The organism is Pseudoalteromonas apostichopi (assembly GCF_030297135.1).
GTDB classification, from domain to species: Bacteria; Pseudomonadota; Gammaproteobacteria; order Enterobacterales; family Alteromonadaceae; genus Pseudoalteromonas; species Pseudoalteromonas apostichopi.
On record NZ_AP028065.1, the window covers coordinates 1,398,183 to 1,414,502 of the forward strand.

Annotated in this window: 16 protein-coding genes; 3 read left to right on the forward strand and 13 right to left on the reverse strand. The window is 42.3% G+C overall.

Features of this window, described 5'->3' with window-relative positions; translation table 11 throughout:
- Positions 1-43: 43 nt before the first annotated feature.
- The 13 genes from hflC to cutA all read right to left on the reverse strand — a co-directional run bounded on the left by hflC (position 44) and on the right by cutA (position 13,427).
- Positions 44-922 carry a protease modulator HflC gene (gene hflC, locus QUE86_RS06215; RefSeq protein WP_130050384.1) on the reverse strand — a complete coding sequence of 293 codons (879 nt, stop codon included), beginning with the start codon at positions 920-922 and terminating at the stop codon, positions 44-46.
- Positions 923-927: 5 nt separating this feature from the next.
- Positions 928-2,094 carry an FtsH protease activity modulator HflK gene (hflK, locus tag QUE86_RS06220; protein WP_130050383.1) on the reverse strand — a complete coding sequence of 389 codons (1,167 nt, stop codon included), beginning with the start codon at positions 2,092-2,094 and terminating at the stop codon, positions 928-930.
- A 91-nt stretch (positions 2,095-2,185) separates the two neighbouring features.
- On the reverse strand, positions 2,186-3,475 hold the full coding sequence (hflX, locus tag QUE86_RS06225) for a ribosome rescue GTPase HflX (RefSeq protein WP_130050382.1): 1,290 nt from the start codon (positions 3,473-3,475) through the stop codon (positions 2,186-2,188).
- Between the two features lie 17 nt (positions 3,476-3,492).
- Positions 3,493-3,756, reverse strand: a complete 264-nt coding sequence (gene hfq, locus QUE86_RS06230; RefSeq protein WP_130050381.1) for an RNA chaperone Hfq — start codon at positions 3,754-3,756, stop codon at positions 3,493-3,495.
- Between the two features lie 80 nt (positions 3,757-3,836).
- Positions 3,837-4,754, reverse strand: coding sequence for a tRNA (adenosine(37)-N6)-dimethylallyltransferase MiaA (gene miaA, locus QUE86_RS06235; protein WP_178926327.1), 918 nt, complete (start codon positions 4,752-4,754; stop codon positions 3,837-3,839).
- Between the two features lie 15 nt (positions 4,755-4,769).
- Positions 4,770-6,608: a DNA mismatch repair endonuclease MutL gene (gene mutL / locus QUE86_RS06240; RefSeq protein ID WP_167658410.1), complete on the reverse strand. Its 1,839-nt coding sequence runs from the start codon at positions 6,606-6,608 to the stop codon at positions 4,770-4,772.
- A gap of 23 nt (positions 6,609-6,631) precedes the next feature.
- Positions 6,632-7,939, reverse strand: a complete 1,308-nt coding sequence (locus QUE86_RS06245) for an N-acetylmuramoyl-L-alanine amidase (RefSeq protein ID WP_233786811.1) — start codon at positions 7,937-7,939, stop codon at positions 6,632-6,634.
- A 72-nt stretch (positions 7,940-8,011) separates the two neighbouring features.
- Complete coding sequence (gene tsaE / locus QUE86_RS06250) at positions 8,012-8,479, reverse strand: tRNA (adenosine(37)-N6)-threonylcarbamoyltransferase complex ATPase subunit type 1 TsaE (protein ID WP_130050377.1); 468 nt, start codon at positions 8,477-8,479, stop codon at positions 8,012-8,014.
- A 142-nt stretch (positions 8,480-8,621) separates the two neighbouring features.
- A complete protein-coding gene (gene accC, locus QUE86_RS06255; protein WP_130050376.1) occupies positions 8,622-9,962 on the reverse strand; it encodes an acetyl-CoA carboxylase biotin carboxylase subunit in 1,341 nt (446 codons plus the stop codon).
- 23 nt (positions 9,963-9,985) lie between these two features.
- On the reverse strand, positions 9,986-10,450 hold the full coding sequence (gene accB / locus QUE86_RS06260; RefSeq protein ID WP_130050375.1) for an acetyl-CoA carboxylase biotin carboxyl carrier protein: 465 nt from the start codon (positions 10,448-10,450) through the stop codon (positions 9,986-9,988).
- A gap of 30 nt (positions 10,451-10,480) precedes the next feature.
- Positions 10,481-10,933 carry a type II 3-dehydroquinate dehydratase gene (gene aroQ, locus QUE86_RS06265; RefSeq protein ID WP_178926330.1) on the reverse strand — a complete coding sequence of 151 codons (453 nt, stop codon included), beginning with the start codon at positions 10,931-10,933 and terminating at the stop codon, positions 10,481-10,483.
- Positions 10,934-11,280: 347 nt separating this feature from the next.
- Positions 11,281-13,107 carry a protein-disulfide reductase DsbD gene (locus QUE86_RS06270; RefSeq protein WP_286259960.1) on the reverse strand — a complete coding sequence of 609 codons (1,827 nt, stop codon included), beginning with the start codon at positions 13,105-13,107 and terminating at the stop codon, positions 11,281-11,283.
- A complete protein-coding gene (cutA, locus tag QUE86_RS06275; RefSeq protein WP_130050372.1) occupies positions 13,107-13,427 on the reverse strand; it encodes a divalent-cation tolerance protein CutA in 321 nt (106 codons plus the stop codon). The genes QUE86_RS06270 and cutA overlap by 1 nt, the downstream gene beginning before the upstream one ends.
- A gap of 162 nt (positions 13,428-13,589) precedes the next feature.
- Here cutA and QUE86_RS06280 point away from each other — a divergent pair, with 162 nt between their 5' ends.
- The 3 genes from QUE86_RS06280 to groL all read left to right on the forward strand — a co-directional run bounded on the left by QUE86_RS06280 (position 13,590) and on the right by groL (position 16,195).
- On the forward strand, positions 13,590-14,066 hold the full coding sequence (locus QUE86_RS06280) for an FxsA family protein (RefSeq protein WP_130050371.1): 477 nt from the start codon (positions 13,590-13,592) through the stop codon (positions 14,064-14,066).
- 143 nt (positions 14,067-14,209) lie between these two features.
- On the forward strand, positions 14,210-14,497 hold the full coding sequence (locus QUE86_RS06285) for a co-chaperone GroES (protein ID WP_063701599.1): 288 nt from the start codon (positions 14,210-14,212) through the stop codon (positions 14,495-14,497).
- Positions 14,498-14,548: 51 nt separating this feature from the next.
- A complete protein-coding gene (groL, locus tag QUE86_RS06290; protein ID WP_130050370.1) occupies positions 14,549-16,195 on the forward strand; it encodes a chaperonin GroEL in 1,647 nt (548 codons plus the stop codon).
- Positions 16,196-16,320 lie beyond the last annotated feature (125 nt).

Here is a 16,320-nt window from a genome sequence, read left to right on the forward strand (position 1 = left end):
AAAGCCCTACAAAATGCAGGGCTTTTCATCACACAAATTTTAATTACTGTGCTTTTGTACCTTTCATATAATTAAAGAAGTCGCTATCTGGTGAAAGCACCATCACGTCTTGTTTATCTTTGAAAGTCTTCTTATACGCTTCTAGGCTACGCACAAAACCAAAGAATTCTGCATCTTTGCTATAGGCATTCGCGTAAATAGCAGCGGCATCTGCATCACCTTGACCACGAACAGTACGCGCATTACGCTCAGCATCTGCAAGCATAACTGTGACTCGACGGTCCACTTCGGCACGAATCGTTTCAGCTTTTTCTTGACCTTCAGAACGGTGCTCTTTAGCTACCGCAGTACGCTCAGCTCGCATACGTTGGAAGATTGAGCTACTCACTTCTTGCGGTAAGTTAATTTGCTTTACACGCACATCAAGTACTTCAATGCCTAGCTCTTGTGCACTTTCAGAAGCTTGTACTAATGCTTCTTCCATCAGTTCACTACGCTCACCTGAGACAATTTCTCTGATAGTACGAGAACCAAAGTTAGTACGCAGGCCATTATTCACTTTTTGCTTTAGTAGTGTTTCTGCATATTGCTTATCACCACGAGCACGAAGATAAAAAGCACTAAAGTCATTAATTCGCCATTTTACATATGAATCAACGATTAAATCTTTTTTCTCACTTGTTACAAAGCGATCTGGTGCACCATCTAGCGTTTGAATACGTGCATCTAAACGACGTACTTGGCTAAAGAAAGGCACTTTTAAGTGTAATCCTGGACCATATACCACCGCGTTGTCATTACTATCTTTTTCAACTTTGCTGAATAACAGAACGATTGCCTTCTCGCCTTCTTGTACAACAAAAATCGAAGAGAAAGACAGCACAACTGCAAGGGCAAGTATTACTAAACTAAAATTTTTCATCTTGCTTATCTCCCCTCATTGAAACGGTCAGTTGCGAAACGGTCATTACTTGAATTTACCGTACTGTTACGTGAAGTGTTTATTTTGTTGCGAAGATCTTTAATATCACTTGAGCTTGGTAATGCAACACGTGTCGCTGTACCTTGTTTTTCCATGATTTTATCAAGTGGTAAATACAGCATATTGTTACCACCTTTCACATCAACTAACACTTTAGAGCTGTTACTTAGCACTTCTTCCATTGCATCAATATATAAGCGATTACGTGTAACTTCTTTTGCCGCTTGATACTCTGGTAATAGCTTTTCAAATCGAGCCACTTCACCTTGTGCTTCAAGTGTAATACGTTCACGGTATGCTTCGGCTTCTTGTGTCATACGTGTTACTTGACCACGAGCACGAGGTTCAATTTCACGAGCGTACGCTTCGGCTTCACGGATGAAACGCTCTTCATCTTCTTGTGCAGCGATAGCGTCATCAAAGGCATCTTTTACTTCACCCGGCGGACGTGAATCTTTAAAGTTCACATCGCTCACAATAATACCTAGATTGTAAGGCTCGATGATTTTGTTAAGCTCATCCCACGTTTGTTGACGCACTAACTCACGACCAGTCGTTAACACTTGGTCCATTTTTACATGGCCAATAACATAACGTAGTGCACTATCAAGCGCTTGTTGTAAGCTGTGGTCAGCATCAGTAACACTGAACTTGTAAAGGTGTGGATCGATAACACGGTACTGTACTTCAAACTCAACATTAACCACGTTTTCGTCTTCGGTTAGCATGAAGCCTTTTGCAGATAGAGAGCGAACCGCTTCTATATCAACCGGAATCACACGTTCAATGAAAGTCATTTTCCAACGTAAGCCAGGCTCTGCAATACGGTCATATTGTCCAAACTGTAAAACAATACCGCGCTCAGCTTCTTTTACCGTGTAAATACCACTTAATGCCCATACGATGATGGCAATAATGAGGATGAAAGAAATGCCTGCGCCGCCAAGTCCGCCGCCGCTTTTACCTGGTTTATTACCACCAAATAAACCGCCAAACTTGTTGCCGAACTTACGCATTACCTCGTCTAAATCAGGTGGGCCTTGATCTTTTCCGCCTTTATTATTCCACGGATCTTTATCATTGCCATTATTACCCGGTTCATTCCAGGCCATAGCTATACTCCATTGTTATCTAAATGAATTAGGTTAAATCTATCAAATCTACAGCGTTTCTCATACTAAAAAAGACAAATGCCGGTGATTTTTAATTAGTCACTACGAAAGAGTCGAGCTCTTGTCCCATCTCTTTTTTCAAGCGATTCCAGTCTGCCATTGGTAAGCGTACCGATAGTAACCAGTTTCCTTGTTCATCGAAACTCTCTTGATGAACTGCGTTTAAGTTAAATAATGCTGCACGAATACGACCATATTGTGGTGCTAATTTTAGTTCATCAGCAAACATCTTCTTGGCAAGTAACTCATTAATTGCCTCAGACAGTAGCTCACAGCCTACGCCTGTTCGCGCAGATAACCAAACTCGTACTGGTTGACCTTCATCGTTTCTATCTATACGTGGCGCAACGTCATCTAGTGCATCTATTTTGTTATAAACCAATAACTGAGGCACTTCATCTGCTTCAATTTCTTTTAAAACAGACTGTACTTGCTCAATATTTTCTTTTCGACGAGGGTCTGCCACATCAATAACATGTAGCTGCAAATCAGCTTCACGTGTTTCTGTTAAGGTTGCTTTAAACGCTGCAACAAGGTCATGCGGTAAGTGACGTATAAAACCTACCGTATCAGCTAAAATAACCGGACCTATATCACCAATATCCAACTTACGTAAGGTTGGATCTAGGGTTGCGAATAACTGGTCGGCTGCATACACATCAGAATCTGTAATGCGGTTAAATAACGTTGATTTACCAGCATTGGTATAACCAACTAGTGAAACCGTTGGAATTTCATTTCGCGTTCGTGCACGCCTACCCTGCTCACGTTGAACAGCGACTTTATCTAAACGGGCACGAATATTTTTAATTCTTGCGCGCAATAATCGTCTATCGGTTTCGAGCTGGGTTTCACCCGGACCACGTAAACCTATCCCCCCTTTTTGTCTTTCAAGGTGGGTCCAACCACGGATCAATCGAGTAGAAATATGGCGTAACTGAGCTAACTCAACCTGAAGTTTACCTTCGTGAGTACGCGCTCGCTGCGCAAAAATATCTAGGATCAAACTCGTACGATCAAGAACACGACACTGGCAAACGCGTTCTAAGTTGCGCTCCTGTGACGGGCTAAGTTGATGGTTGAAAATGATGACATCTGCATTGTGGATTTTGACAGTTTCAGCGATTTCTTCTGCTTTTCCGGTCCCGACGAAAAGTTTCGGATGTGGTGCTTGACGACTGCCTTGCACAATCGCCAAACTACTAACACCAGCAGAAGATACCAACAACTCTAATTCGTGGAGATCTTCACGATCCCCCTCTTTAGGTAAGTCGATATGAACTAAAACTGCCTGTTCGCCGGCTTCATAACGGTCAAACAAGCATTACGCTCCTAAGTTTAAAAATTTCCAGGTTCTTGCTCTTCTGAATCATCACTTCCTTGAACACCTTGGAAGTTAACAGAACGCGCTGGAACAACAGTTGAAATAGCGTGTTTATACACCATTTGATTAACGGTGTTTTCAAGTAAAATAACAAATTGGTCAAATGACTGGATTTTACCCTGCAATTTAATGCCATTAACCAAAAAGATTGATACTGGAATGCGCTCACGACGTAACGCATTTAAAAATGGGTCTTGTAACGACTGGCCTTTTGCCATGTTATTTTCCTTCGTTCTAGGTGTTATTATAATTAAGTAGCTGAACTAATTTAACAAAGCTAAAAAACTTTCAGCTACTACTAGCTTAGCGAACTTACTACACGTTGCAAGTTTTCTTCATCACCCGAAGTCAACCAAGTTACATCAGGCCAACCTCTTAACCAAGTCAGTTGTCTCTTGGCTAACTGCCGTGTGGCTGCAATACCGCGAAAGACCATTTCATCATAGTCAATTTCGCCAGCAATGTAATCCCACATTTGTCTATAACCCACACAACGAATCGAAGGTAGGTCTGGGTGTAAATCCTTACGTTTATATAGGGATGAAACTTCATTTTCAAACCCCTGATCGAGCATTATTTTGAACCTTTTCTCAATTCGCTGATGTAATTCACTGCGATCATCAGGCGCAATGGCAAATTGATGGAAAGTATAAGGAAGCTCAGGCTGTTTTTGTTTTTGCAGCTCAGTCATTGTTTTACCTGTTATACGATACACTTCCAATGCGCGATTAATTCGTTGCGAATCATTTTCGCTTATTTTTTGTGCTGCATCAGGATCAATTTTCACAAGCTCTTTATGCAAATGTGGCCAGCCTAACTGCTTTGCTTCTTTTTCAAGCTCGGCACGTACTTCAGGTGATGCCTCTGGTAGCGGTGATAAGCCATCAATAAGCGACTTAAAATACATCATTGTACCGCCAACCAATACAGGTACTTTACCTTGCTTATGAAATAGATCAATCTTTTCAATGGCATCACGGCGAAAATCTGCTACTGAATAACTATCTGCTGGGTCAATAATATCGATCAAATGATGCGGCGCACGAGCTAGCTCTTCTGCATTTGGTTTTGCAGTGCCGATATCCATATCTTTATAGACTAATGCTGAATCAACACTGATTACTTCTGTGTTTAAATGCTCACACAGCGAAATTGCTAAGTCTGTTTTCCCTGCAGCGGTTGGTCCCATTAAAAAAATGACGGGTAAGTTATTCAAGCCTAAATACCTTGCTTAGTTTAAAAACTGAGATAGATCTATTTTAACTGCTTTTTGACGTAAACGTTGCATAGTTTGTGGATTATTTTCTAACCGAGTCACTTGCTCCATAAAGGCTTGACTTGCGTAATAGCGTTTTGGAATTTGCTGTGTTAACCATTCTAGCCATTTATCCAGTGAACTTAGCGATGATTTGCAGCCGCTAATCAGGCACTCAATAGCATGACTCACATCAAGTAAATACACACAAGGCGGGAGCCTTTTAACCATCACAAATTGCTTTTCAATAACCAAATCAAAACCGAGTAAGGTAAACCACGACTGCTGAGCATTTAAGGCGCTAATGTCATCAGCACTTGCATTCACTCGCACAGGCAACAACAAAGCTTTGCCATCAAGACTGCCAGCTTGTTCTACTTGCACTTGCCAGTCGAGTGCTAAAGCATACTTAAAGTGCGCAGCAAATAGCTGGTTATCTTCACTAAATACGCATTCGCCTTCTCGTACGTGAATGAGTTTGGCAAGCTTAGCTTGCTCAGCAACCGGTGCTGCAATGCTTGGTTCAGGGCGTACTTGGTCAAAATGCGCGGCATGTTGCTCACTGATCCCTTGATAAAAAGCATTCACATCTTGATGCGATGTTTTACTGCGCCCTTGGCTGTCGCTACCAAAACCACCTCCAGAACGACCTGTTGTACCAGAATAACTTGTTAAACGTGTCGGTTGTAATTCAGATTTGGGGTAATCATACTGCTCTGCTGGCACTGATTGATTCAAACTTGGCTGCGTGCTGCTTAGGTTTGTCTCATCAAACGAAGCATGTTGAAAAGCAGTGTCATTATGTTCGGTAAAACCGGCTTCATGCTGAAGCGGCACTACAACTTGTTTTATTGCCTGCAGAATAAAATCATGTACTAAGCGACCTTGATGAAACCGTACTTCATGTTTAGCCGGGTGCACATTAACATCGACCTGGCGTGGATCAATATCAATATAAATTACAAATCCTGGAAGCTCTTCTGATCCAGCAACTTCTTCAAAAGCTTGGCGAATCGCATGCAAAATGAGTTTATCGCGCATCATGCGATTATTGACATAGGTATATTGAGTGCTATTTGCTGAACCCACTGGTAATACCCAGCCTCGTAGCATCAAGCCTGCTTCACCTGATTGAATATGCAAACCCTGCTCACTGAACGCCTTACCAGCAACTTGCGCTACACGTGTTATTGCGTGCTCAGGGTTTGGCTTTGCACGGTATTGACGCACAACTTTGCCGTTGTGTGTAAGAGTAATAGATACATCAAAGCGACTCAACGCGATACGCTTTATTAGCTCATCGATATGTGAAAACTCAGTTTTCTCGGTGCGAAGAAACTTTCGCCGCGCAGGGGTATTAAAAAATAAGTCTTTTACCTCAATGGTGGTGCCATCGGGATGTGCAGTTGGCTTGATTTGCACCGCCATATCCCGTCCTTCAGCAAACGCTTGCCATGCGGCTTCTTGTTGTTTTGGTTTTGAACTCAAAGTTAGCCGTGATACTGAGCTAATAGAAGCGAGTGCTTCACCACGAAAACCCAGTGAACAGATGTTCTCTAAATCATCAAGTGACTTAAGTTTACTTGTAGCATGGCGCGACAAAGCTAATGTCAGCTCATCTTTATTAATGCCCGAACCATTATCGCGAATGCGAATCAGCTTATGACCACCGCGCTCAATATCGATTTGAATGCGCGTTGCGCCGGCATCTAAACTGTTTTCGACTAGCTCTTTAACAACAGATGCGGGGCGTTCAACCACCTCACCCGCAGCAATTTGGTTAGCCAATCGCGCGGGTAGTATTTCTATGCTCATAGTGTTCCTAACACGAAAATTGACTAGCTTTGAGGAATATCAAGCTCTTGACCAATAAACAAGGTATTCGATTTTAACTTGTTGGCCGTTTTTAGCTTACTAACAGAGGTGTTGTATCTGCTTGCCAAAATACTTAACGACTCACCGGGACGTACTTTATGTTTAGTCGGAAACTGCGCTTTTAACTTAGCAAATAACGAGTCATCTGGCGGGTTTTGCATATAGTAATTTTTAATCGAAGTGAAAATTGCTTTTGCTAAACGCTCCTGATGCTGCGCCGTTTTTAGCATTCGCTCTTCGCGCGGGTTCGAAATAAACCCTGTTTCTACCAAAATAGACGGAATATCCGGTGATTTTAATACTGCAAGACTCGCCGCTTGTGGACGCTTCTTATGCATTTTAGCAACTTTTCTTAATTCGCTAACCACTTCTTCCGCAACACTAAAACCAGTTTTCATTGAGTGATCCATCGACATATCTAGCAGTGCTTGTGCTAAATATTTTTCGCTAGCAGTATCTTTTAACACCCCAGCAGCACCACCTAAAAGCTCTGAGTGTTTTTCTTTATCCTCAATCCATTTACCAATTTCAGAATTAGCGCGACGCAGTGATAGCACCCAGACAGAAGCACCGTTTGGCTGTGGGCTGGTAAATGCGTCAGCATGAATCGACACAAAGAAGTCTGCTTTTTTCTTTCGAGCAATGCTAGTACGGGTGTTTAAATTGACAAAGTAGTCACTACGGCGAACCATGCGCGAAATCATGCCTTTTTCAGCATCTATCATTCGCTCCAGGCGCTTCGCTATTTGCAGCGTGATATCTTTTTCATACGTGCCTGACGGACCAATTGAGCCCGGGTCTTCACCACCATGGCCTGCGTCAATCGCAATGACGATATCGCGTTCTTGATGAAGCTCACGCTTTTTAACACTGGTATTGGTTGAAGCAACTGGTTCTGCCTTCGGCGTTTTATCCACAAGGTCAACCACTAAACGGTGTTTATATGGATCGGTCGGTAATAAAGCAAACACGACTGGTTTACTGGCACGAGCTAGTTCAAAAACAAAACGCACACTCTTGCTATCTTTTGGTTTTGAATAACGCAGTTTTGAAACGATCTGATGCTTTTTAGGAATAGCAGGCAAGCTATCTAGTTTGTCGGTATTTTTTAAGTCAATCACTAAACGAGCTGGGTTCTTCAACATGAAGTAGCTAAAATCTGGCTTATCGTTTAAGTCAAAGACCACACGAGTGCTGTCAGGTGAGGGCCACACACGTACGCTATTAATCGTATTTTGTGCAAGCGCAACTTGGCTCACAAACAAAAACATCAATATAGTTAATAGTTTAAATGTACAACGAGCCATTTTTACTAATACACCTTTATTTTTATATGTTTATTCTTACGCGCTCTTAAGTTGCTGAACAATTGCCTGACCACGGTCGGTTAAGCTGTTAATTAAAATAGCACGCGCCTCGCCTTCATAGCGCAGGGTGATATCAAGATCCGGTGTTGGAATAAATTCGCCGCCTTTTTCGGGCCATTCCACAACACAAATAGCCTGTGGTGAAAAATAGTCACGAATACCCATATATTCAAGTTCTTCAGGATCACCTAAGCGATATAAATCAAAGTGATAGACATCAGCTTTAGTTAATTGGTAAGGCTCGACCAGTGTATAAGTTGGACTCTTAACCTTACCTTGATGACCGAAACCTTGCACGATACCACGGGTTAATGTCGTTTTACCGGCACCTAAGTCACCATGTAAATAGATGACTGCTCCTTGCTCCATTAAGGCTGCAAGTTGCTTACCCATATTAACCGTTGCCGCTTCATCAGCGAGTGGAAAACCAACACTGTCGGTCATTATTACCTCATGAAAAACTAAAAACACATTACTTTATTAATCATACCAGAATATTTTTGTAAGGCGAGAGCCGCTCTTATGCCTAATTTGACAAAAAAAAGCCGGCAAAGTTGCCGGCTTTTTAGCTTAAACAGAATTTTGTTTACAGACCTAGCTTCTTCTCAAGGTAGTGGATGTTTGTACCACCGTTTTGGAAGTTCTCATCTGCCAAGATTTTCTTGTGTAGTGGTGTGTTGGTCTTGATACCGTCAATCACTAATTCGTTTAACGCATTGCGTGAACGAGCAATGGCTACATCACGGTTTTCACCATAACAGATCAGCTTACCAATCATTGAATCGTAATGAGGTGGTACGGTGTAATCTGCATAGATATGACTGTCCCAACGAATACCTAAACCGCCAGCAGGGTGGAATCGCGTGATTTTACCTGGTGATGGAATAAAGGTTTCTGGGTCTTCAGCATTAATACGGCACTCAATTGCATGACCACGAATAACCACATCTTCTTGTGTGAATGATAATGGCTGGCCAGCTGCAATTTTTAGCTGTTCTTTGATTAAGTCAACGCCAGTTACCATTTCTGTTACTGGGTGCTCAACCTGAATACGAGTATTCATTTCGATGAAATAGAACTCGCCGTTTTCGTATAAGAACTCGAACGTACCTGCACCACGATAACCAATTTCGATACATGCACGAGTACAACGGTCACCGATGAACTTACGCATTTCAGCTGTGATACCTGGCGCTGGCGCTTCTTCAACAACTTTTTGGTGACGACGTTGCATTGAACAATCACGCTCACCTAAGTGAACTGCATTGCCTTGACCGTCAGCAAGTACTTGAACTTCGATATGACGTGGGTTTTCAAGGAATTTTTCCATGTAAACCATACCATTACCGAAGAACTGCTTTGCTTCTTGCTGAGTAAGAGCGATTGAATCGATTAGTTCTTTTTCGCTGCGAACAACACGCATACCACGACCGCCGCCGCCGCCTGCTGCTTTAATAATTACAGGGTAACCAATACGTTTTGCGATTTGAATGTTGCGTTCGCTGTCTGCCGTTAATGGACCATCTGAACCAGGTACACAAGGTACACCTGCTTTACGCATCGCTTCGATTGCAGAAACTTTATCACCCATTAAGCGAATCGTGTCGCCTTTAGGACCGATAAACACAAAGCCACTTTGCTCAACTTGATCAGCAAAGTCTGCATTTTCAGAAAGGAAACCATAACCTGGGTGGATAGCAACTGCGTCTGTTACTTCTGCCGCTGCAATAATGCGCGGAATATCTAAGTAACTTTCAGTCGCTGATGGTTTACCAATACAAATTGTTTCATCTGCCAGTAACACGTGCTTAAGATCACGGTCTGCCGTTGAATGCACAGCAACAGTTTTGATCCCAAGCTCTTTGCAGGCGCGCAGTACGCGAAGTGCAATTTCACCTCGGTTTGCAATGACTACTTTATCTAACATAGAGTTGGCCTTTTGTTGCGCTATTATTCAATGATGAATAAAGGTTGATCGAATTCTACTGGCTCGCCATTTTCAACTAAGATAGCTTTTACTGTGCCTGCTTTATCAGATTCGATTTGGTTCATCATTTTCATTGCTTCAACGATACATAACGTGTCGCCAACATTTACTTTAGAACCTACTTCTACATAAGGTGCTGCTTCTGGAGAAGCCGCTGAGTAGAATGAACCAACCATAGGTGATTTAACTTGGTGACCAGTCGGTGCAGCTGGAGCAGCCGCTTCTGCTGCTGGAGCATCTGCTACTGGAGCTGGCGCCGCTGCAGGCGCAGGTGCTGCAAACTGTTGTGGAGCATATTGCATTGCAGGTGCTGCAGCCATGTTGTTACGATTGATGCGTACTGACTCTTCACCTTCAGTGATTTCTAATTCAGCAATACCAGATTCTTCTACTAGTTCGATAAGTTTTTTGATCTTGCGAATATCCATTGAACGACCCGCCTGTTAGTTATTTAAAAATTAATGTGTGTTTTGCAATTGGTTAACTGCAGCTTCTAGTGCCACCTTATAACCCATTGCTCCTAATCCAATAATGACGCCTTGTGCCACATCCGAAAAATACGAATGATGACGGAATGCTTCGCGAGCATGCACATTAGTTAAATGCACCTCGTAAAAGGGAATGTTTACACTGAGTAATGCATCCCGTAAGGCTACGCTTGTATGCGTAAATGCAGCAGGGTTAATAATAATTGCATCAACCTCTTGCCATGCATCGTGAATGCGCTCTATTAATGCAGCTTCACTGTTACTTTGGAAATGCGTTAAATCAACATTGAGACCTGCAGCAACCTGACTAAGTTCAGCTATAATCTCATCAAGAGATTGAGTGCCGTACTTTTCTGGTTCACGCTTGCCAAGCATGTTTAAATTTGGCCCATTTAGAACTAAAAGTTTGAATTTTGCAGCCATAATACGCGATATATCCTATAAGTAAGCAGTTTAACCATATTCATCATAAACCCACGCTTAACCTAAGCGTGCTGATGTAAAATAGCAACTATTTCTCACGTTAACCACCTATTATAGATATTTCGACGTAAATAGCAGCAAAATACTGGTCTAATCACTACCTACTTACGGCAAATGCAGGCATGACAAGGCACTCAAGTAAGTTAATCACTGTCTTTGCTTGTTGTGTAATTGAACATTTACAAGAAAAAGCGCTGATTTTTAGCTAATAAAAGCATTTTTCTTAGCTAGAAACAAAAACGCCACTCTAATGAGTGGCGTTTTGCTATTTTCCTGCACGTTTGCGTTTATTTGGCAGTATTTCTTACTTTTGCTAAATGTTCAGTAAAGTCTTTCGCGTTTAAAAACCCAGTTACACGTTGCTCTAAAAGCTCATTACCTTGGGTATCAAAGAACAAAATACTCGGTAAACCGAATACCGTGTACTCTTCCATTAATTCAATAGTTTTTGCATCACTTTCGGTTAAATCAATTTGGATTAACTCAAAGTGAGCAAACTGCTCTTGCACCTTAGCGTCAGGAAAGGTGTAGTGTTCAAACTCTTTACACGCAACACACCAATCAGCGTATAAATCGACCATCACTAAACGCCCTTCGCTACTTGCGGCAGCAATTTCTTCTTTCAATTCACTTAAATTAGCAACGTGTTTAAAACGATGTGTTTGTACGGCAGCTTCAGCAACCACCGCTTTACTAGGCCAGAAATAATTTTTCGTTAAACTAGCCCCTGTCACAACAAGTAATGTTGCAGCAAACCACAATGCTGTTTTTAGCTTGCCCTGCGATTGCGCACTTTGCCAGTGGTGTAAATACAGCGCTGTTGCAAGTGCTAATAAACCAGCCATCAACCAGATGAGTTCGATATCAATAATACGTTCAAGCAGAATAAGTGGCACAACCAGCATGATAAAACCGAATAAGGTTTTTACTTGCTCCATCCAACCACCGGCTTTTGGCAGTAATTTACCACCAGAAGTACCCAATAATAACAGTGGTAAGCCCATGCCTAAACTTAGTACATAGAGTGTTAAACCACCCACTAGGTAGTCACCACTTTGCGCCACGTAGAGTAAAGCAGCAGACAACGGCGCGGTTGTACAAGGTGAAGCTATCAAACCAGACAGTACACCCATCATAAATACGCCAACATAGTTGCCGCCTTTTTGCTGGTTACTAACCTGAGTGAGCTTATTCATCATGCCACTAGGTAATTTGATTTCGTACCAGCCAAACATCGACATTGCCAGCAATACAAACAAAATACTAAAGCTGATTAGCACCGTTGGATGCTGCAAATATCCTTGGACTTGACCACCTAATGATGCAACCACTAAGCCCAGTGCTGCATACGTAACGGCCATACCTTGTACGTAAACGAACGACAGCGAAAACGCTTTTTTGGTCGATAGATTCTGCTGTCCCGCGATAAGACTCGATAAAATTGGAAACATTGGAAATACACAAGGTGTAAAAGCAAGACCAACACCGACTAAAAAGAAAATAACAAGATTCGTCAATAAGCCTTGCGATGCCAGTTTATCGGTATATGACTGCTCACCAGCTGGTTTTGATGCTTCTTGAGAGGGCGCTGATGACGCTTCATTTGTATCAGCTGCTTGTGTTAATGCTGCTAATGCGTTCCCCGCATCTGCAGTCTCTGATACTCGCTCACCTGCAATCACAGATAACGGAATGGTTCTAACTTCTGGCGGATAACATAACCCCGCCTCGGCACAGCCTTGAAAACGAATTTTAACAACCGCCCCTTCAGTGACATTACTGACCTTAGTAACCACACTTAACGAGTCAAAGAAGACCTCAGTCTTACCAAAAAACTCATCTTCTATAATTTGCCCTTTACCAAGATCAGGTACTTCAATATCAGCGCCTTTAGCGATTATTTCGACTTTCTTTTTATAAAGGTAATAATCAGGAGCAATATCCCAGCCAATAAATAAGGTTTTGCCTTGCTGGTCAAAATCGAAAACAAAGGCCTGTTCAACCGGCAGAAATGTTTGCTCTGCGGGCTGCAGTAGATTTCCAAGTAAATTGTTATTACTTGCACTTGCCGGCACAAGCCACAGTGCACAAAGTAATAAAAGGAACGATCGCATTAATTAAGTACCTCATCCATCCAATTAAAATAGGCTAAATTGCCTGTAGCAACATCAACGACCTGAATTTCTGGTATCTCATAACTATGCAATTTCTTGATAGTTTGGATCACTTCATTCATTTTTTCTGACTTAGTTTTGATCAGTAACTTACTTTCTATAGCTTGAGTTATCTCGCCTTCCCACATGTAGATAGATTCAATTGTAGGCATAATGTTCACACAAGCCGCTAGCTTTTCTTTAACTAGATGTTGTGCCAACTGACGGGCTTCATCCTCATTTGCACAAGTAGTAAAAATAAGTCGAAAATGCGTAGTCATAAGGAACCTTTGTTTGATTACGTGAGTCGCACCATAGTAGCCGATAGTAACTATAATGTGTAGCGAGCAAGGCGATCCTAGGTTCCACCTTGAAAAATGACCTGCTCACCCCTATTTATATTTCACTGACTCGAAAGAGAATGACATTTTTTAGAGAGCCTTATGTTTAGATTTTTGTTTTTGTTATTTATTTTAGTGCCGATTGTGGAGATTGCATTACTCATTCAAGTGAGTGAAGTGATCGGTGGCTTTGCCACCATAGCGCTTGTGATTGTAACCGCGATTGTCGGTGCAAAATTAGTTAAGCAACAAGGTATAGGTGCGATTCAAAACGTGCAGTTACAAATGGCACAAGGGCAAATGCCTGCCAAAGAATTGTTTACGGGTTTATGTGTGATTATCGCCGGTGTTTTATTGATGACTCCGGGGATTATGACTGACTTTTTTGGCTTTTTATTACTCACCCCAGCAATACGAAACAAGCTAGCTGCAGGCCTTGCCAGTCAAGCCACTGTGCGCATGAGTTCGCAGACAAATCAAGGCTCTGCACACTTCCAATATCACAGTAAAACAACAACTCACGAAGAGCCAAACCACCAACCGACAACTATTGATGGTGAATTTGAGCGAAAAGATTAAAATTTTTTAATTTTTGTACTTGGATTTTTTTAAGCCACCCCCATTAATGAATGCAATGAAACGCAGCGGGTGGCTAAGCACTCCCCTGCAATAACACAAGATTTTTTCTGTACTGTTCAGAAACTGTTAGGAGAACTAAATAAATGAACATTCGTCCTTTACATGATCGCGTCATCGTTAAGCGTCTAGAAGAAGAAACTAAGTCTGCTGGCGGTATTGTATTAACTGGCTCTGCAGCTGAAAAATCAACTCGCGGAGAAGTTATCGCTGTTGGTAATGGCCGTGTTTTAGACAACGGTGAAGTAAGAGCGTTAGAAGTTAAAGCCGGTGACACTGTGCTGTTCGGCTCTTATGTTGAAAAAGTTGAAAAGATCGAAGGTCAAGAGTACCTGATCATGCGTGAAGATAACATTCTAGGCATTGTAGGCTAATCCTACTTTTCGTTTAGCAACCCGTTTACAGAATTTAAGAGGAATTAAATCATGGCAGCAAAAGAAGTACTTTTTGCAGGTGACGCACGTGGCAAAATGCTAACTGGCGTAAACATTTTAGCAAACGCAGTAAAAGTAACTTTAGGTCCTAAAGGCCGTAACGTTGTATTAGACAAATCATTCGGTGCTCCAGTGATCACTAAAGACGGTGTATCTGTTGCTAAAGAGATCGAGCTTGAAGACAAGTTCGAAAACATGGGCGCACAAATGGTTAAAGAAGTAGCGTCAAAAGCGAATGACGCTGCAGGTGACGGTACAACAACTGCAACAGTATTAGCGCAATCTATCGTAAACGAAGGCTTAAAAGCAGTTGCAGCGGGTATGAACCCAATGGACCTTAAGCGCGGTATCGACAAAGCAGTTACTGCAGCAGTTGAAGAGCTTAAAGCACTTTCTGTTCCATGTGCAGACACTAAAGCAATTGCACAAGTAGGTACTATTTCTGCTAACTCTGATAAAGAAATCGGTGACATCATTGCACAAGCAATGGAAAAAGTAGGCCGTGACTCAGGCGTTATCACTGTTGAAGAAGGTCAGTCATTAGAAAACGAACTAGACGTAGTTGAAGGTATGCAGTTTGACCGCGGTTACCTTTCTCCATACTTCATCAACAACGCTGAAAAAGGCGCTGTAGAGCTAGACAACCCATTCATTCTACTTGTAGACAAAAAAGTATCTAACATCCGTGAGCTACTACCTACACTAGAAGCAGTTGCTAAAGCAAGCAAGCCACTACTTATCATTGCTGAAGACCTTGAAGGTGAAGCACTTGCAACACTAGTAGTGAACAACATGCGCGGCATCGTTAAAGTGTCTGCAGTTAAAGCCCCTGGTTTTGGCGACCGTCGTAAAGCAATGCTTCAAGACATCGCTGTATTAACAGGTGGTACTGTAATTTCTGAAGAAATCGGTTTAGAGCTAGAAAAAGCAACTATCGAAGACCTGGGTACAGCGAAGCGCGTTGTAATCACTAAAGATGATACAACAATCATCGACGGTGCAGGCGAAGAAGACGGCATCAATGGTCGTGTTGCACAAATCAAAGCACAAATCGAAGAAGCGACGTCTGACTACGATAAAGAGAAACTACAAGAGCGTATGGCTAAACTAGCTGGCGGTGTTGCAGTAATCAAAGTTGGCGCAGCAACTGAAATCGAAATGAAAGAGAAAAAAGACCGCGTTGAAGATGCACTACACGCAACTCGCGCAGCGGTTGAAGAAGGTGTTGTACCAGGTGGTGGTGTTGCACTAGTTCGCGTAGCAAGCAAACTTGTTGAACTTGCTGGCGACAACGAAGACCAAAGCCACGGTATTAAAGTTGCACTACGTGCAATGGAAGCACCACTTCGTCAAATCGTAACGAACGCTGGTGACGAAGCATCAGTTGTTGTTAACTCAGTAAAAGGCGGTGAAGGTAACTACGGTTACAACGCAGCATCAGGCGAGTACAACGACATGATCGAAATGGGTATCTTAGACCCAACGAAAGTAACGCGTTCTGCACTTCAGTACGCAGCTTCAATCGCAGGTCTAATGATCACAACTGAAGCAATGGTTGCTGAAATCCCGAAAGATGAGCCAGCTGCTCCAGATATGGGCGGCATGGGCGGCATGGGTGGTATGGGCGGCATGATGTAATCACCCCTCCCAAGCACTTTGCTTAAAAAACCCAGCTCCGGCTGGGTTTTTTGCATTCATTTACTTGCTCTGTAAATAAACAAAGACCTTCTAACTTTACAAGTCATTTGAACCCGCAATAAATA